The sequence below is a fragment of the Agrobacterium sp. SOY23 genome, from assembly GCF_027212525.1.
GTDB lineage: Bacteria > Pseudomonadota > Alphaproteobacteria > Rhizobiales > Rhizobiaceae > Agrobacterium > Agrobacterium tumefaciens_I.
In genome coordinates this window covers 148687-166288 of record NZ_JAPWDT010000005.1, presented here as the reverse complement: position 1 = coordinate 166288, position 17602 = coordinate 148687, and the positions used below count along the sequence as shown (strand labels likewise).

At 59.7% G+C, this 17602-nt stretch carries 17 protein-coding genes; 6 read left to right on the top strand and 11 right to left on the bottom strand.

What is annotated here, in order from left to right; all coding sequences use genetic code 11:
- Nucleotides 1-37: 37 nt before the first annotated feature.
- From O3S81_RS16035 to O3S81_RS16000, 8 genes are all read right to left on the bottom strand, one after another.
- On the bottom strand, nt 38-805 hold the full coding sequence (locus O3S81_RS16035; protein ID WP_269344700.1) for a 5-oxoprolinase subunit PxpA: 768 nt from the start codon (nt 803-805) through the stop codon (nt 38-40).
- Nucleotides 806-835: 30 nt separating this feature from the next.
- Nucleotides 836-1831, bottom strand: a complete 996-nt coding sequence (locus tag O3S81_RS16030) for a biotin-dependent carboxyltransferase family protein (protein WP_269344699.1) — start codon at nt 1829-1831, stop codon at nt 836-838.
- Nucleotides 1828-2535 (bottom strand): 5-oxoprolinase subunit PxpB, encoded by a 708-nt coding sequence (pxpB, locus tag O3S81_RS16025; RefSeq protein WP_269344698.1) that lies wholly within the window; start codon nt 2533-2535, stop codon nt 1828-1830. Before pxpB ends, O3S81_RS16030 begins: the two co-directional genes overlap by 4 nt.
- A complete protein-coding gene (locus O3S81_RS16020) occupies nt 2532-2960 on the bottom strand; it encodes an acetyl-CoA carboxylase (protein WP_269344697.1) in 429 nt (142 codons plus the stop codon). The genes pxpB and O3S81_RS16020 overlap by 4 nt, the downstream gene beginning before the upstream one ends.
- Nucleotides 2957-4348 (bottom strand): acetyl-CoA carboxylase biotin carboxylase subunit, encoded by a 1392-nt coding sequence (gene accC / locus O3S81_RS16015; RefSeq protein WP_269344696.1) that lies wholly within the window; start codon nt 4346-4348, stop codon nt 2957-2959. Before accC ends, O3S81_RS16020 begins: the two co-directional genes overlap by 4 nt.
- Nucleotides 4348-4791 carry an acetyl-CoA carboxylase biotin carboxyl carrier protein gene (locus tag O3S81_RS16010; protein WP_269344695.1) on the bottom strand — a complete coding sequence of 148 codons (444 nt, stop codon included), beginning with the start codon at nt 4789-4791 and terminating at the stop codon, nt 4348-4350. Before O3S81_RS16010 ends, accC begins: the two co-directional genes overlap by 1 nt.
- Nucleotides 4792-5022: 231 nt before the next feature.
- The gene (locus tag O3S81_RS16005) at nt 5023-6051 is read right to left on the bottom strand and encodes an LLM class flavin-dependent oxidoreductase (protein ID WP_269344694.1); all 1029 of its coding nucleotides are present in this window, start codon (nt 6049-6051) and stop codon (nt 5023-5025) included.
- 165 nt (nt 6052-6216) lie between these two features.
- Nucleotides 6217-6762: a MarR family winged helix-turn-helix transcriptional regulator gene (locus O3S81_RS16000; protein WP_269344693.1), complete on the bottom strand. Its 546-nt coding sequence runs from the start codon at nt 6760-6762 to the stop codon at nt 6217-6219.
- A gap of 149 nt (nt 6763-6911) precedes the next feature.
- Here O3S81_RS16000 and O3S81_RS15995 point away from each other — a divergent pair, with 149 nt between their 5' ends.
- The 3 genes from O3S81_RS15995 to O3S81_RS15985 all read left to right on the top strand — a co-directional run bounded on the left by O3S81_RS15995 (nt 6912) and on the right by O3S81_RS15985 (nt 9084).
- Nucleotides 6912-7247 (top strand): cupin domain-containing protein, encoded by a 336-nt coding sequence (locus O3S81_RS15995; protein WP_269344692.1) that lies wholly within the window; start codon nt 6912-6914, stop codon nt 7245-7247.
- Between the two features lie 27 nt (nt 7248-7274).
- A complete protein-coding gene (locus O3S81_RS15990) occupies nt 7275-7679 on the top strand; it encodes a VOC family protein (RefSeq protein ID WP_269344691.1) in 405 nt (134 codons plus the stop codon).
- A gap of 142 nt (nt 7680-7821) precedes the next feature.
- On the top strand, nt 7822-9084 hold the full coding sequence (locus tag O3S81_RS15985) for a peptidase S41 (RefSeq protein ID WP_269344690.1): 1263 nt from the start codon (nt 7822-7824) through the stop codon (nt 9082-9084).
- 59 nt (nt 9085-9143) lie between these two features.
- On the opposite strand, the gene O3S81_RS15980 is transcribed toward O3S81_RS15985, so the two are convergent.
- From O3S81_RS15980 to O3S81_RS15970, 3 genes are all read right to left on the bottom strand, one after another.
- Nucleotides 9144-9974: an SDR family NAD(P)-dependent oxidoreductase gene (locus O3S81_RS15980; RefSeq protein ID WP_269344689.1), complete on the bottom strand. Its 831-nt coding sequence runs from the start codon at nt 9972-9974 to the stop codon at nt 9144-9146.
- A 134-nt stretch (nt 9975-10108) separates the two neighbouring features.
- Nucleotides 10109-13213 (bottom strand): efflux RND transporter permease subunit, encoded by a 3105-nt coding sequence (locus O3S81_RS15975; RefSeq protein WP_269344688.1) that lies wholly within the window; start codon nt 13211-13213, stop codon nt 10109-10111.
- Nucleotides 13210-14325 carry an efflux RND transporter periplasmic adaptor subunit gene (locus O3S81_RS15970; RefSeq protein WP_269344687.1) on the bottom strand — a complete coding sequence of 372 codons (1116 nt, stop codon included), beginning with the start codon at nt 14323-14325 and terminating at the stop codon, nt 13210-13212. The genes O3S81_RS15975 and O3S81_RS15970 overlap by 4 nt, the downstream gene beginning before the upstream one ends.
- A gap of 99 nt (nt 14326-14424) precedes the next feature.
- On the opposite strand from O3S81_RS15970, the gene O3S81_RS15965 reads away from it, so the two are divergent.
- The 3 genes from O3S81_RS15965 to ftsZ all read left to right on the top strand — a co-directional run bounded on the left by O3S81_RS15965 (nt 14425) and on the right by ftsZ (nt 17466).
- Nucleotides 14425-15003: a TetR/AcrR family transcriptional regulator gene (locus O3S81_RS15965; RefSeq protein ID WP_269344686.1), complete on the top strand. Its 579-nt coding sequence runs from the start codon at nt 14425-14427 to the stop codon at nt 15001-15003.
- Nucleotides 15004-15063: 60 nt separating this feature from the next.
- Nucleotides 15064-16332, top strand: a complete 1269-nt coding sequence (gene fabF, locus O3S81_RS15960) for a beta-ketoacyl-ACP synthase II (RefSeq protein WP_269344685.1) — start codon at nt 15064-15066, stop codon at nt 16330-16332.
- Between the two features lie 63 nt (nt 16333-16395).
- Nucleotides 16396-17466 carry a cell division protein FtsZ gene (gene ftsZ / locus O3S81_RS15955; protein WP_442864932.1) on the top strand — a complete coding sequence of 357 codons (1071 nt, stop codon included), beginning with the start codon at nt 16396-16398 and terminating at the stop codon, nt 17464-17466.
- Nucleotides 17467-17602: the final 136 nt, after the last annotated feature.

Sequence of the window (17602 nt, the reverse complement as noted above, 5' to 3'; positions counted from 1 at the left end):
TCTTTCGATGAGATGGAAACAACAGACAGCGACCCGGTCAGGCCGCAAGTTCGGCCGCAGGCGCGAGAGTGGCGCCGGAAGCCTCGATTTCACTGCGGATGATGCGTGCAAGCTCCAGAGAACCGGGCGTATCGCTGTGGACGAGGATCGAGCGTGCAGGCATGGCGATGATCGTGCCATCGATGGCCTCGACCTGACCATCCGTCAGGAACCGTCGAACCCGCGCACGCACCGACGCCTCGTCCTTGACCAATGCGCCGGGCAATCCCCGCGCCACGAGCTTGCCTTCGGCATCATAGGCACGATCCGCCAGAAACAGCGCCAGCGTCTTGAGGCCGGCGCGTTTCGCCGCCCTTTCGATTTCACTTTCGGGCGTAACGAACACCACGAGCCGCGGATCGACGGTAGCAATGGCGTTCATCATCAGATCGGCCAGCGCGGGATCGCGATTGACCATATTGCCCATAGCCGCATGAAAGCTGAAATGGCCGACCTTCATGCCCTCGGCCCCGGCAATCGCCATCAGTGCGCCGAGCTGGTAGAGCATCTGCTGGCGCAGCTCGTCGGGCTGGAACGGTATTTCCCGTCGTCCGAAACCGGCGCGGTCCGGCAACCCCGGATGGGCGCCGATGCCGACACCATTCGCTTTCGCCAGACGCACCATGCGGACCATCGTGTCAGGATCGCCGCCGTGAAAACCACAGGCAATGTTGGCGGATGACACGATCTTCATCATCGCCTCGTCATCGCACAACCGGTAAGGACCGAAACCTTCGCCCATATCGGAATTCAGATCGATCTTCATCGCATTTTCCTTCGATCCGTTCACCTGCCGTCAGGCCATTGCCTTCAGCGCCCGCTTGACCATCTGTGATGTCTGCCGAACATCCTCGACATAGGCGGCAACCGCCTGTTCGACGGCTCGCGCTTCCGCATGGGTGGAGCGCACGAATTGCAACCGGCTACCGATCCGCGCCTGACCAAGCCGCCACAGATCGCATTCGATCACGCCGGCAACCTTGGGATATCCACCCGCCGTGTTGGCGTCACTCATCTGAATGATCGGTTCTCCCCCCGGCGGCACCTGAACCACACCCGGAACGACCCCGTGGGAGCGCATTTCAATTGTCTCCGTCGGCTTGATCGGCTCCCCGGACAAACGATAGCCGGTGCGGTCGCTGCGGGATGAAATGCGCCATGTCTGGTTCCAGAAAGCCTCGCCATCGGACGCAAAAAGCCCATGTTCGCCAGCCGGTATCGCACGGACCTGCAAGACGCCCTCTTCTGCCTGCGCGAACACGTCACGCAGGGCAACAGCAGGTTCGATAACGGCAATACCGCTTGCGGGCAGCGACAGCGCATCCGGGACCACACCAATCTTCAGCCTGTCGCCGTTGACAAGAGGCCGCCCGGCATTGCCGCCAAACCCGCCGCGCAGCGCCGTGCTCCGCGACCCCATCAGCACCGGAACATCCACACCGCCTGCGAGAGAAATATAGGCGCGGGCAAGGCGCGGCGGCTGTCTCAGTTCCAGAACCTGACCTTCGGCCGCCACATGGGTGCACCATGGAAGCAGCTCCCTGCCATCCAGCAACATCTGGCCATCTGCCCCCGTGACCGCGAAGGCCGCACGGGCTTCAAACCGCATTTTGAACGGAAAGGTCTGGACCTCGACAACGGCGGCATCGTCGGCATTGCCGAGAAGGATATTACCGATTTTGACGGCGAGCGGGTCCATGGCGCCACCGGCGGAGACGCCGATGTCGCGATAACCCGGACGTCCGAGATCCTGCACCGTGTTGAAGGGGCCTGCTTCGATGATTTCGATCATAGCTCGATCCTCGCCGGCACGAACCGCACGATATCGCCGGGCGCCATCAGGGCAGGCACCGAAGATGCCGGGTCGAACATCTGCAAATCGGCATGACCGAGGGAATTCCAGCCATTCGGGCCCGTCAGCATCGCCACACCGGTCTGCATACCGCCGATGGTCACGCAGCCCTTTTCCATCCGGATGGATGGCACCGTTTTTCTGGGCATGTAAATCCGGGGATCGAGACCGTGCAGATAACCGAAACCGGGGGCGCTGCCCAATGCGAAGACGCGATAGGTCGCCTCATGATGCAGGCGCACCACCTCACGGTCACTCAGCCCGGAAAAATCGCAGATGGCGGCAAGATCGGTCGCGTATTCCCCGCCATAATGCACCGGGATTTCGATGGTTTTGCCGGCCAGATCCACGCTCCGGGCGCTGTTCCATGCATCCAGCAACCGCCCCACGACACTGTCGGGGTCATCGGGCGTTTCCTTGAAGATCGTCAGAAGATTGGTCATGCCGGGGATGATTTCCGCAACATCCGGCCAGTTGCCGATCGTTTGCGACAAGGCCCAGATCCAGCGTTGTGCGGGCAGATCGAATTCGCCGGGCGCTTCGAGCAGGAAGGAACGGGAGCCGATGAAGGAAATACGTGCCTCTTCCTTGGCGAGGGGCAGGATGTCATGCAGCGGCGCAAGAATATTCGGCGTGGCAATCATGATTGAGGCTCGATTTCGAACAGGGGATCGCCGAACCCGACCAGCGCATCCGGCTCCGCAAGCCGCCTCTTCACGACGCCGGGACGGCCGGAGGATACGGGAAGCAGAACCGAGCCGATGCGGATGAAGCCGAGAATATCGGCACTGGTAACAGCGCGCGGGAGATGACCGGTCTCGGCCAATGCCGAAGGATGAGAGGAACAGAAACGGCCCGCCATCGGCGCCTTGACAATCACCGTCGCCGCAGCGGTTTCAGCCGTTGAGGTTTTCACCACCGAAGCCGCCTGTGCACTGTTGCCCGTGGAGACGACGAGGCGCAAATGACCCTTGGGCGTTGAGATTTCAATTCCGTCCACACCCGCCGCCGTCAGGGCTTCGGTCAGAGCCGCGATGGTGGCGGTATCGGCGAGGTCGAGCGTAGTCATGCCACCCTCCGTTGCTTGAGCCATGTCTCCAGATAATGAATGTCCGTTTCGCCCCGCGCAAAGGCATCGTCATCGAAGAGAGCGCGCAGGAACGGCAGATTGGTCGAAATGCCATCAATCGACGTCTCGGCAAGTGCCCCGCGCATCTTCGCCATAGCCTCGCTGCGGGTTGGCGCGTGGACGATCAGCTTGGCGATCAGGGAATCGTAATAGGGAGAAACCCGGTAGCCTTCATGGATATGGGTATCGACACGAATACCCTGCCCCTGGGGCAAGGAAAGGCCCGTCACCACACCGGCGGAAGGCAGAAAACTCTGCGGATCTTCGGCGTTGATGCGGCATTCGAAAGCATGGCCTTCGCATCCCACATCCTGTTGGCGCAAATCCAGTTCTTCCCCCTGCGCCGCCCTGATCTGCGCCTGGACGATATCGATCCCGCTGGTCATTTCAGTGACCGGATGCTCGACCTGCAGACGCGTATTCATCTCGATGAAATAGAAGGACCCATTCTCATAGAGGAATTCGAAGGTTCCGACGCCACGATAACCGATCTGCTGGCAGGCCTCGACGCAGGCGTGTCCGACGGATCGGATCACATCCGGCGAGATGCCGGGCGCCGGCGCCTCCTCCACCACCTTCTGGTGGCGGCGCTGCATCGAACAATCGCGATGCCCCAGCCAAACCGCATGTCCGTGAGTATCGCACAGGACCTGTATTTCGATATGCCGTGGATGCTGGAGGAATTTCTCCATGTAGAGTGCCGGCGAACCGAAGGCCTGACGAGCTTCCTCGCGTGTCGTGGCAATCGCCTCATGCAGGGAAGCGGCATCCGGCACCACCCGCATGCCCCGGCCGCCGCCACCGCCGGCAGCCTTCACGATGACGGGATAACCGATATCCTGCGCAATGCTTTCGACGGCAGCCGGGTCATCCGGCAATGCCGTATCCGGGCCCGGAACACAGGGCACACCGGCGGCAATCATCGCCCGTTTCGCAGCGATCTTGTCGCCCATTGTCGCAATCGATGAGGCATCCGGCCCGATGAAAACAAGGCCGGCTTTTTCGATCGCCTCGGAAAAGGCGGCATTTTCGGACAGAAACCCGTAACCGGGATGGATCGCCCCGGCGGAGGTCAGCCGCGCGGCAAGCAGGATGGCATCCCTGTTGAGATAACTTTTGCCTGCGCTGGAAGGGCCGATGCAAAGAAAATTGTCGGCAGTCTGGACATAAGATGCCTGCCTGTCCGCTTCGGAGCATATTGCGACGGTTTTTAACCCGAGCTCGTGGCAGGCACGCTGAATTCTCGCTGCTATTTCACCCCTGTTCGCAATCAGAACCGTATCGAAACGCTTTTCGGCAGGTGTCGTATTTTTGAAGATCTCCACCATCACACGATCTCCGCCAGCACATCGCCCGTCTCGACCTCGCCGCCATCGACATCCGTCAAATATGCAATTCGGCCCGCATGCGGCGCGGCAATGGTGTTGAAGACCTTCATCGCCTCGATGATGAAGAGGGTCTGTCCCTCTTCAACGCGATCACCGGCATTGACGAATGGCTGCTGACCCGGAGCCGGGGAACGATGCAAAACACCAAAAACCGGCGCCTTGACGGTGAAGGTCGAACTCGCGCCCACAGGGGAAGATGCGCCATCAGCAGGAGAAGCCGGCCCGGCGATCTCACCTTCGGCCGAGTTCGTGTCGACACTGGTTGCGGCCTGACCAACGGTTCGGAAAATCCGGACCGTCACTTTTTTTTCCGCAACCGTCAGCTCCGTGACATTCGTCCGTCCAACGAAATCGATCAGCGTTTTTATCTTCGGCAGGTCCATGGCACACTCGGTATTTCGCAGAGCCTTTCGCAACCGTCATTCAAACGATGCGTGGCTGCCTACCTGCGTACACGATAGCCAGTACGATGGGGTCAAACGAACTTTTAATGGACCAAGGTCTTTGGGGGGGCATCCCGCCCGATGCTCTGCCAAAATTTCCGCCCACGGAGACCGTAGCGGGCTCTTTCAGACCGCAGCACGGCTACGAATAGCTTTCGGGAATAAACAGGACTAGTGGCCGCCTGCCACTTTCAAAACAGGCCGCCGATCGGCCAGTTGCGGCACGATACGAGCAAAGTCCTCGATAATCTGCCGGTAGTCTTCTGCCTCAAATTCGTAAGGCAATTCGAGGCGGAATTCCGAAACGAGCGGCAGGACCGGGTCCTGCGCCAATGTTCTGATGATCTCCTCCGCCGTTCCGACGATATCCGGCAGGAAAAGCGTACGGCGTGGCCCGTGCGCCGTTTGCGTGCGTCCGTTTCGCCCTGCAACGAATTCGGCGTAGCGGCGGCGTGTCGCCGGGCTTGCGCTGTCGGTTGGCAGGATCACGCGGCCAAGAGCAACGCGCGGTGTATGGGCATGGGCCCATTCCTGCCGGAAACGGTTTATCAATGCACTTTGCGCCGCATGGAAATCGTCGGTGTTCTCACCGCTGACAATATTACCCGTCAGAAGATTGAAGCCCGCCTGCCCGGCCCAGCGGGCGGAATTCTGCGAGCCGCCGCCATACCACAGGCGATCGGTCAATCCCCTTGCAACGGGACGAATGCGCGGTAGCTGAACCCCGGCGGCATTGCCGGCTTCCGTCTCGCTTGACAGGGGTTCCGATCTCAATGCCCGCGCCAGCTTCTCCGCCCGGCCGTGGCTATAGTCCGCTTCCGGCGCAAGATCGGTATAATCCCGGATCAGATGCGCGAAGGGAGGTGCGCCGACGGAAACCCCGACATTAAGCCGGCCGCGCGAAAGCACGTCAACCGTTGCAAGATCTTCGGCCAGGCGAAACGGATTTTCATAACCGAGCTGGATGACCGCCGTACCAAGACCGATGGTTTTCGTCCGCTGGGAAGCCGCCGCCAGAAACGTCGCTGCCGAAGAGACGCCCCGCTCGAGATGCCGCTGGCGTATCCAGGCGCTGTGATAACCAAGTTCCTCGCCACGCTCGAAAAGCTGCAAGGTCCTCTCCAGTCCCGCGAATGGATCGTCATCATCGTAATTGCCGGGGATCAGAAACGAAAAATGGGTGATGTGGGAAAGTGGCATGATCGCCGTCCAATGAAAAAGTGCGGATTTTCATGGAGGATGCATGATGGGAGGCCGCTTTTGCACGGCACGATCTTTTATTGTGCAGGCGATTGTTGAAAGATCGTTGCCCGATTTTATAATCTACTAAAAATATAGATTACTCGACCCGACCAAACTCGCTGACTACAACCGGGCATCGATAGCCAATACCAGCTTTTTCAGCAGCGCGGCGAGGTTGGCGCGCTCCTCCGGATTGAGGCCCTGCAAAAAACCCAGCTCATTCGCCATGTCTTCGCGAAACGCCTTTTCCGCCAGTTCGATGCCGGCCGGCAGGAGGCACACAATAACACTGCGCCCATCCAGCTTCGATTTTCTGCGCTCGATAAGGCCAGCCTTTTCCAATCGATCAAGCCGATGCGTCAGACCGCCCGACGAGAGCATAAGCGCCGTGTACATTTCCGTCGGCGTCAGTTGATAAGGCGGCCCTGCCCGGCGCAAAGTCGCGACGACATCGAACTCCCCGCGGTCAAGGCCGAAGCGGGCAAAGATTGCCTCGATGGACGGCGCCACAAGATTACTGAGCCGTTTGGCCCGGCCGAAAATGGCCATGGGTTCCGTATCGATATCCGGCACTTCCCGCGCCCACTGGCCACGGAGACGGTCGACATGATCTTCCCCGTCAGCTTCGATCGGCCCCTGCGCCGTCACGTCCGGCCTCGCCTGCTTCATTTCACTACCCCATCACCAATCTGGAAAACCATATACGGCTTCGCCCGCCCCGTGAATATATCTTTGCGAGAAGACATATATCTTGACAGGAAGATAAATCGGAAATATATCTTCTCGCGAAGATAATTCTGCCTCAGGGAGGAGATCAGATGTTTTCAATCCGTCGCCATCAGGAACCGAAACCGGGCGAGAGCCGAACGGTACGTTACGAAGGGTGCGAATACGGAAGCGCCGTGTCCATCTTTCTCGTCAATGTCGATCCGGGTCGCGGCCCTGATCTGCATGTCCACCCCTATGCCGAGACCTGGGTCGTGCGCAAAGGCGAGGCCGAGTTTACCATCGGCGAGCATCGGATGCGCGGCTCGTCGGGGGATATCGTCGTGGGGCCTGCCAATATCCCCCATCGCTTCGAGAATATCGGCACTGACCCGCTGGAAGTCATCTGCATCCATCCGAGTGAGATCTTCCAGCAGACTTTCCTGTAACCCAGTTTAAACATGAGGAGAAAGACAATGGCCAAGACGATTTTCCTGAACCTGCCGGTGAAAGATCTGGCTGCTTCGACCGCCTTCTACCAGGCTATCGGTTGTGTGAAGAACGAAGAGTTCTCAAATGAGGACGCAAGCTCGATGGTGTGGTCGGACACAATCACGTTCCAGCTTCTTCAGCACGACTATTATAAGTCCTTCACTGCCAAGCCGATCGCCGATGCCCATGCGACAAACGGCATGCTGATCGCCCTTTCGCGTGACAGCCGCGAAGAGGTCGATGCCATGGTTGAGGCCGCGGCAAAAGCGGGCGGCCAAGCGGATGTGCGGGAGCCGCAGGATCTGGGCTTCATGTATCTTCGGACCTTCGCCGACCCCGATGGCCACGTCTTCGAGCCCGCCTACATGGATTTGAGCAACCATAACTGACGTCATCATTTGCGGGCGTGCGAGATAAAGGGTTGACGCCATGGGAAGTACCTCACATCGTAACCTTGTCCCTTGCCTTCTCGCAATCCTGCTTTTGCCCCTGACAGGCCATGCCGGCGAGATTCCGCTGACGCCCCGGCAGATGCGGGAAGATCTGTCGGTGCTGAAGCAGCAATGGGCTCCGCTGGATAAAAGCTTCAGCCCGGATCAACGGCAAGCATTCGAGCGTCACGTTACGTCCATCGAAAGCACGATCGGGCAACTGACCGCCGAAGCCTTCGCGATGGAGATCATGCGATCCGTGGCGATCGCCCGAAACGGGCATACGAATGCCAATATCGGCGCTTTTCTGGGCGGCGATCTGCCCATTCGTATGTGGTGGTTTGCCGATGGCCTGTACGTTGTAAAGGCCCATCCGGATTATGCCCGCCTGCTCGGAGCGCGTGTGGAAAAGATCGGCTCCTTGACCGCAGCGGAGGCCGAAAAACGGCTCAAGCCCTATCTTGCCGGAACGGATCAGAGAATCCGCTTCCTCGGCCCCGGTTATCTGGTGACGCCCCGGGTGCTCCAGCACATAGGCGTCATCGACAGCACCACAAAAACCCCGCTGACGCTCGATCTCGGGCACGGCACCCTGGAAACGGTGTATTTACCGATTGGAGGGGAAGACCCGGGCGATGAGCGCAGGATGGGGCTGAACAGGGGTTATTCTGTCCTCATTCCGGATGCGGACGAGGTGGCAGGGCGCTGGCCGCATGTGCTCGACCCGTTAAAGACAAGACCTCGCCTGTATACCAGGCGGGGCGATGTGACCGCGTCCTTTCTGGATGACGGCAAGACCACGCTCTACATCAGAAACGATACGGCCCGCAGTATCGACGACACGTCACTGGTCGAAAAATTCGCCGGCATCATCCACAGGGACATCCTGCCTTTCCAACCGGGACACATCGTTGTCGATCTTCGTCTCAACAATGGCGGTGACTTCTTCAACAGCATTCTCTTCGCACAGGCCCTGCCCCGGCTCCTGCCCGACCGAGGGCGGATTTCCGTTCTCGTGGGACGCGCGACCTTCTCCGCAGGTATCGTCACCGCCGCCCTGATAAAGGGAAGCGGCGGCGAGAAGGTATCCCTGATCGGCGAAAGAATGGGAGATGGCGGTCAATTCTGGGCAGAAGGCGATAAAATAACATTGCCAAACTCAAGGATAAGCGTCCGCTACAGTTCCGAATTCGAGGATTACGAGCAAGGGTGCAACGATGTCCGCACATGTTACTGGGCAACCGTCGCATTTGGCCCCCGCAATATCTCTCTTGCACCCGACATCCCTGTCGATCTCAGCTTCAGCGACTATGTGAGCGGCCGGGATCCGGTGCTGGAAAAGGCATTGGAGTTTGAACGCTAGGCCTGATCAACACCGGCTTCCCAAACAACTGACAATGCGGTCCGCCGCATTTTCCGCTTCTACGGCGCCATTACTTTTCGCATCGAAGCCCGCTGCATTGAGCGTGGCGTCAGACGATTTGAAAACGCAACGATGTTGTTCATGAAGCCGGCAATAACGGACGCCTTTCCTTTCGACAGGGCTTGAAGTCCGGCCTCTGCGACGGGACGGGGTTTCATGGTGAGCAGGCGCAGCATCGGCGAGGCCTGGGCACCCGCAGCCGCATCAAACCCTGTTTCCGTGTGTCCCGGGCAAAGGCTGGTGACAACCACGCCCTGCGCGCGAAGTTCATCGTGCAAAGCTTCACCGAAAGACAGCACGTAAGATTTGGTCGCTGCATAGGCAGCATAGGTGGGGACAGGCTGGAAAGCCAATAAACTGGCGATCAGAAGAATTTTACCCGATCCCCGGGCCGCCATGTCCCGGCCGAAAACATAACTCAGTTCGGTGAGCGCCGTGATGTTGAGCTGAATCATATCGGTGGTGCGCTCGATCGGGGTTTCCAGAAACTCCCCCTGCAGCCCGTATCCGGCATTGTTCACCAGAATGTCGATCTGTATCGCCTTCTCGTCCAGGCTGTCTTTCAAGCGGGCCGCGGCTCCGGGTGCGGCAAGGTCGATTGGCTCGACAAGAATGTCGACGCCATGTTTTCGGCGAAGGTCGTCGGCAAGTTTTTCCATCGGCTCCTTACGCCGGGCCGCAAGCACGAGGTTAACCTTCTGCGCCGCCAGCAATTCGGCAAATTCGACCCCGAGGCCGCTTGATGCGCCTGTGATGAGGGCCCGCCTTCCGACGGAAGCATCCGACCTTTGAGTGACGGCGATCTTTCTCGCATCGTCTATGTGCTGCATCTGTTTTTCCTTTACAATCCTTAGATGAGGTTCACGCGATTGCCATCCTTGGGAGCATGATCGGCCCGGACATCGCGCGGTCGGTTGATTGGTGCCCTTTGCGGCGAGGTGCCGCCGCGAAGGGCACTGAAGCACTACTCGGCAGCGAGGGAGTGCTGATAGTCTTCGACTGCCGCCGGCGATGCTTCGCTACGAGGCGGCTTGATCCGGAACCACGCCGCATAGAGAGCGGGCAGGAAGAGCAGGATGATTAGCGTGCCCACCGCCGTTCCGCCGATAAGCGTGTAAGCCATCGAACCCCAGAAAACCGAATGCGTCAGGGGAATGAAGGCGAGGACCGCGGCAAGCGCCGTCAGGATGACCGGCCTCGTTCTTTGCACGGTCGCTTCAATCACGGCGTGATAATCATCAAGACCTGCCGCCTTGTTCTCCTTGATCTGCTCCGTCAGGATCAGCGTATTGCGCATGAGGATACCTGCGAGCCCGATGAGACCCAGAATGGCGTTGAAGCCAAAGGGCTGATTGAAGAGAATGAGCGTCGGCACCACCCCCGCCAGTCCAAGAGGAGCCGTCAGCATGACCATCGTCATGGTGGACAGGCTGCGAACCTGCAGGATGATCACGATCAAGGTCGCGGCGATCATCAGCGGGAACACTTTCACCAGGGCGTTATTGGCCTTGATCGACTCCTCGATGTTTCCGCCCATCTCGATGCTGTAACCTGCGGGCAGCGAGGCGATCAGCGGTTGAAGAGCGTTCATGACCTGCTGCGACACTTCCGGCGGCTGTGTCGCCTCGTTGATGTCGGACCGGACCGTTATTACCGGTGTCCTGTCGCGCCGTTTCAGGATGGGCTCTTCGAACCTGACTTCCGTATGACCGATCTGATCAAGCGGAATGGCTCTTCCATCTCTGCTGATGAGCGAGAAATCCGCAAGCCGCGAGGGATCCAGGCGTATTTCACCCGCACTTCTGGCGACGACAGGAACGTTCCGGATGTTTTCCCGCACCTGCGTGATTGGAACACCGCTCAGCAGAAGCTGGATTTGCTGTGCGGCTTCCGCGGGTGAAAGGCCGATAAGGTTCAGGCGGTCCTGATCCGGAACGAACCGGACGACAGGCGTCCTGTTTCCCCAATCACGATTGGCATTCCGCACATCCGGAACGGTGTTCATGACGGCAAGGGCCTGCTCCGAAATCCTGTATAACTCGTCCGGGTCGGGTCCCTTGACGCGGAACTCGACCGGGAAAGGCGTGTAAGGGCCGAAAACCAGTTGCGTCACGCGGACGAAGGCCTCGGGCGCGAGGCCATTGGCAATCTCCTGACGAAGACGGTGCTTCAGTTCCTCTCGTTGATGGGCATCAGACGTGAGGACGACGATCTTTGCGAATGCGGGGTCGGGCAGCTCCGGCGACATGGCAAAAAAGAAACGTGGGGCACCCTGACCGATATAGCTGGTCGCGATCCTCGTTTCCGGCTGCGCCTTCAGCCAGTTCTCGATTTTTTCAACGGTCGCCGTCGTCGTTTCGATGCTGGCACCTTCCGGCATCCGGACTTCGACCAGAACCTCCGGGCGATCGGACGTCGGGAAGAACTGTTGTTTCACCGCACCCATGCCGACAATGGAGAGCGCCATGGCGATACCCACGAAACCGCAGGTCAGGAACTTGTGTTTGACGGCAAACTCGATCGCACCGCGCAGACGCCGGTAGTTCGGCGTATCGTAAATCGCGTGATGGCCGCCCGCGACCGGCTTGATCTCCGGCAGCATCTTCACCCCGAGATAGGGCGTGAAGATGACGGCGACAAACCAGGAAACAATCAGTGCGAAACCGACGATCCAGAAGATATTGCCCGCATATTCACCGGCAGCGGAACTCGCAAAACCAACCGGCATCAGGCCGATGATGGTCACAAGCGTACCCGACAGCATCGGCGCCGCCGTGTGGCTCCAGGCATAAGCGGCCGCCTTGATGCGGTCCATGCCCTCTTCCATCTTAACGACCATCACCTCGATGGCGATGATCGCGTCATCGACAAGCAGGCCAAGCGCCAGGATCAATGCACCGAGCGTGATGCGGTCGAAAAAGCGTCCTGTCTCGAGCATGATGATGAAGACGACCGCAAGGGTCAGCGGAACGGCCAGAGCCACAACGATGCCCACCCGCCAGCCGAGCGCAATGAGGCTGACGAAGAGCACGACGCCGAGGGCCATGGCGAACTTCACCATGAATTCACCCACCGCCGCATCAATGTTGACGGCCTGATCGCTGACCTTGGTCAGCGTTATGCCAAGGGGCAATGACTGTGCGATCCGGCCGGAGCGCTCCTCGAGAGCCTTGCCAAGCTCCAGACCATTCCAGCCCTGCTGCATGACCACACCGAGCATGATGGCCGGCTCTCCGTCATGACGGATGACGTAGCTTGCCGGCTCCTGATATCCGCGACGGACATCTGCAATATCCGACAGTTTGAGAACGCGGCCGGAAGCGACGATCGGGGTGTCGGCGATCGACTGGACGCTGTCATAGGCGCCATCGAACCTGATGAACACCTGCGGACCCTGGGTATCGATCGATCCGGCGGGCGTTACCGTGTTGCGCCGCTGGAGGGCAGCGGCAATGTCCTGCGGCGAGACGCCGAGTGTCGTGAGCTTTTCATAGGAAAACTCCACGAAAATCTGTTCGGGCTGTTCGCCGAGAATGTTGATCTTCTTCACGCCGGGAACATGGAGCATGTCCTGCCTGATCTTTTCGGCTTCCCTGACCAGATCGCGCATCGGCATGCCCTTTGCCTTCAGGGCATAAAGGCCAAAGCTGACGTCGGAATATTCGTCGTTGACGAAAGGTCCAAGGACACCCTGCGGAAGGTTTCTCGCCTCATCGCCGAGCTTCTTTCGCGCCTGATAAAATTCTTCCCCGACGACACTCGGGGGCGTGTTGTCCTTCAGCGTAACAGTCAGAAAAGCGTATCCGGGGCGAGTGGTCGTCTCCACCCTGTCATACCAGGCCAGTTCCTGGATTCGCTTTTCGAGCGGCTCTGCCACCAGATCCTGCATTTCGCGTGCGGTGGCGCCCGGCCAGACGGTCGTCACGGTCAAGGTCTTGATCGTAAAGGACGGATCTTCGGCGCGTCCCAGCTTCACGAAAGCATATATGCCGGCCAGGGCCAAAAGGACGATGAAAAACAGGGTGACGGCCCGTTCGCGGACGGCAAGGGCGGAGAGATTGAGGTTCATTGATTTGCCGCCTGTGCTTTTTCTGCAGTCGTGCGCACGCTCGCGCCGTCTTTCAGGAGATGCGCACCCAGTGCAACCACCGCTTCGCCGGCCCTGACGTTGGTAACGACCGCCTTTTCTTCACTCATCCGCTCGACACGCACGTCGCGGAATTTCACGACAGAGGACTGCCGATCGATCACCCAGACCCCGGTGCGCGTGCCATCGTCGAGAAGGGCGCCGATTGGAATCTCAGCGTGATCCTGAGCGTCCTGATTGGTGATCTCGATGGTAACGGTCGCCCCAAGCGGAGCGGCAGCGGCGGAACCTTCCAGTACCCATCGGGTTTCATAGGTGCGGGTCTGCTGGTCCGCGGAGTCGGCAATCTGGCGCAGTACAGCATTTTCCTTGCCGCCTCGGCCATAAACCAATGCGAAGGCCTTGGCCCCGATCTCCGGCCGCAGCGTCTCGGGAAGCCATATGACCGCTTCGCGCGGGCCTGCTTTTGCAAGCCTCACCACCGGTTGCCCCGCCGAAACCACCTGACCAGGTTCGCCGAGCGTCTCAACAATCGTTCCATCGGCATCCGCCACCAGAACGGCATAGGCTGCTTCGTTTTCGGCAACCTCCGCGTCGGCTTGAGCTGCCGCCAATTGCGCTTTTGCCGTATCGAGCGCGGCTTTCGCCTGCTCATATCGCTGCGGCGACGCGGCCATCCCGTTCCTGACGAGGGAGCTGTAGCGACGCTCATCGGCCTGCGCCTGATTGAAAGTAGCCTGAGCGGCTGCCACCGCATTTCTTTTTGCGGTTAATGCAAGACGCAGATCCGTGGCATCGAGGCCCATCAATGGCTGGCCTGCCCTCACCTGTTCCCCGACTTCGACAAAGCGTTCGACGATCTTGCCCGGAACGCGGAAGCCCAGATTGCTCTGTACGCGCGCGGCGATCGTCCCCGTGAAGCTGCGGCTGGCGTTTCCCGGGATGCTCGCGGTCGCCAGATTAACAAGCGGCGCGGCAGTTCGCGGATCTGCGGCCTCCGCATCGAGCGCCTTCGACGGTAACAACACGCTAATGGCGGCACCGCCCGCCAGGGCCACCACTGCCGCCGCAGTGAAAATCAGTTTGCGGTTCATCTCATAGACCCCTTCTTGACGGCCTGAATGGAAATATTAGATTGCATCTTAAATCTAAACGCATTATAGATGTCAATCGAAATCTAAAAGGAGCCGACGATGAGAGTAAGCAGAGCCCAGGCCGAGGCGAACCGTGAAACAGTCATCAATGTCGCCAGCAGGCTGTTTCGCCAGCATGGTTTCGACGGAATTGGCCTGAAGGACCTGATGAAGGGCGCCGGGCTGACGCAGGGCGGTTTTTACAAACAGTTCCAGTCGAAGGACGACCTTGCAGCGCAGGCCTCCCGGCGGGCGCTCGAAAGCGCCACGCGGAGATGGTCGGCCGCTGCGGCCAAGCATCCGGATCCGCTGATGGCGGTTGTCGACTTCTACCTGTCATCGGATCATCGAGGCGAGATCGCCGATGGGTGCCCGCTGGTCGCGCTTGGCGCGGATGCGGCGCGACAGAGCGACGAGGTAAAAAAGCCTTTCGAAGACGGCATCAAGGCGCATCTTCAGGTTCTCCGGGAAATGCTGCCGGCGGGTGCCCGGCCGGAGCAGGAAGCCATGGCTTTGCTGTCCCTCATGGTTGGCGCGGTGACCTTGTCCCGTGTCGTGGCGGACAAAAATCTCTCCGACGGTTTTCTGGATGCTGCCCGTGCACATGTGTCGGAAATGGTGTCGTCATCGAAGGATTGAACCGGTCGGTTGCTGGCATCGCCAGAAACGCGACATATCGAACAGTAGAATGGAAGCATAATGCGCCGTATCGTTATTACAGGCATGGGAGCGGTCAGCCCGCTCGGTGCCGGCGTCGAGAACTCCTGGACGAACCTGCTGGCCGGAAAATCGGGGATCCGCAGACTGAGCGACGACATCGTCGGGGACCTTCCTGCAAAGGCGGGAGGCGCGGTGCCCTCGCTGGAAGAGGAGCCCGATGCGGGCTTCAGCCCTGACCGGTATGTTGCACACAAGGACCAACGAAAGGTCGATCGATTTATTCTCTTTGCCATTGCCGCGGCAGACGAGGCGCTCGCCCAGGCTGGTTGGAAGCCTGTGTCGGAGGAGGATCGCGTCAGGACTGCGACAATCATTGCCTCCGGCATCGGCGGCTTTCCGGCGATAACCGATGCGGTGCGAACCGTCGATCAGAAGGGGCCACGTCGCCTCTCTCCTTTCACCATTCCCTCTTTCCTTGTTAACCTCGCTGCCGGCCAGGTTTCGATCCGGCACGGCCTTAAAGGCCCGCTTGGTGCGCCGGTAACGGCATGTGCAGCCGGCGTCCAGGCAATCGGCGATGCAGCGCGGATGATCCGCGCCGGTGAGGCAGACATTGCCGTCTGCGGCGGAACGGAGGCCTGCATCAACGTCGTCAGCCTCGGCGGCTTCGCCGCAGCCCGGGCGCTCTCGACCGGTTTCAACGACGTTCCCGCCCAGGCATCGCGTCCATTCGACATGATGAGGGATGGTTTTGTCATGGGCGAAGGTGCCGGAATTCTGGTGATCGAATCCCTGAGCCATGCACTCGCGCGTGGGGCGACACCTCTGGCGGAACTGGTGGGCTATGGAACATCGGCCGACGCTTACCACATCACCTCAGGTCCGGAGGATGGCTCAGGCGCCGCAAGGGCAATGCAATCGGCAATTGACCAGGCGAGGATTCGCCCGGAAGACATACAGCATCTCAATGCCCATGCCACATCGACGCCCGCCGGCGATCGGGGTGAGATAGAGGCAATCAAAAAGGTTTTCGGCACAGGCGGACGGATCGCGGTCAGCGGAACGAAGTCTGCGACCGGGCACCTTCTCGGTGCAGCCGGAGGACTGGAAGCAATATTCACGATCCTCGCCCTTCGTGACCAGATGGCTCCGCCAACGCTTAATCTCAACACGCCGGACCCGGCAGCGGACGGGATAGATATCGTGGCCAACAGGTCGAGATCACTTTCAATGGAATACGCCATCACGAACGGTTTCGGCTTCGGGGGCGTGAACGCCAGCGCCATTCTCCGTCGCTGGATCCCCTGAAATTTCGCGGGACCACGATATCGGCGCGGCAGGAGTGCTGCAAACCACAGCGATCAATGCATAATGGAGACAAACGTGGTGCCGTTGATTTCAAAGGCCGCATGGACGCCAAAGATTTCAGTCGTCGGTCTCGGTGGAGGCGGCGGAAACGCCGTCAACAACATGATCGCGCGTCACCTCTCCGGCGTGGAGTTCATTGCAGCCAATACGGACGCGCAGGCGCTTTCGGCCTCGAAAGCCGATCATGTCGTCCAGCTCGGGCTTCAAGCCACCGGAGGTCTTGGGGCAGGTTCCCTTCCCGAGATTGGCCGAATAGCCGCCGAAGAATCCATCGAGGCGCTGATGACCCATCTATCGGGCACACAAATGTGTTTCCTGACAGCGGGTATGGGTGGCGGAACTGGCACCGGCGCAGCTCCGGTCGTTGCGGCGGCGGCACGCGCCGCCGGCATGCTCACGATTGCGGTCGTTACGGAACCCTTTCGCTTCGAAGGAAACCACCGTGCCCGACAGGCGCGGATCGGTATCGATCAATTGATAGAGGTGGCGGATACCGTGATCGTGGTTCCCAACCAGGAGCTCCTTCAAATTTCCGATGCCAAAACGCCCCTGAAACAGGCATTCTCCCTCGCTGACGACGTGCTCCACTCCGGCATCAGCGCAATCGTCGATCTGATCGGCAAGGATGGCTTGATCAATCTCGACTTTGCAGACGTCCGGTCGGTGACGAGAAACATGGGCCGCGGCGTCATGGCCACAGGAGAGGCGGCCGGCCCCGCGCGGGCCGCCACTGCTGCCCGCGCTGCCGTGCACAATCCGCTGTTCGGCAATGCCTCCCTGCGCGGCGCCGGGGGTGTTCTGGTTTCACTGGCAGCAGGCCGTGACCTTACGCTTTTCGAAGTCGACGAGGCAGCAAGCGTTATCCGCGATGAAGTCGACGCCGGCGCCGAGATCGTTCTGGGCGCGACCTTTGACGAAGGCCTTGGCCCGAATCTCCGTGTCTCGATCATCGCGACCGGCCTGCGCCCGCCAGCGGAGATCATCCATCTTGCTGACCGCGTTCACGGTATAATGATACCTCACGCTCAGGACCTTGCGGCCGAAAGGCACCTCAACCCCGGCAATGAAGGGTAGGACCATGATAAAGCGCTTGTTGCAAAAATGGCGCCAATGGGAAGACGCCTTCCTGGGAGCGGACGATCTTCAGGGCGAGGAAATATCAAACCTCGAAAGGCGAATTCGTCACCTGGAGGAAGACATGGATGTGCTT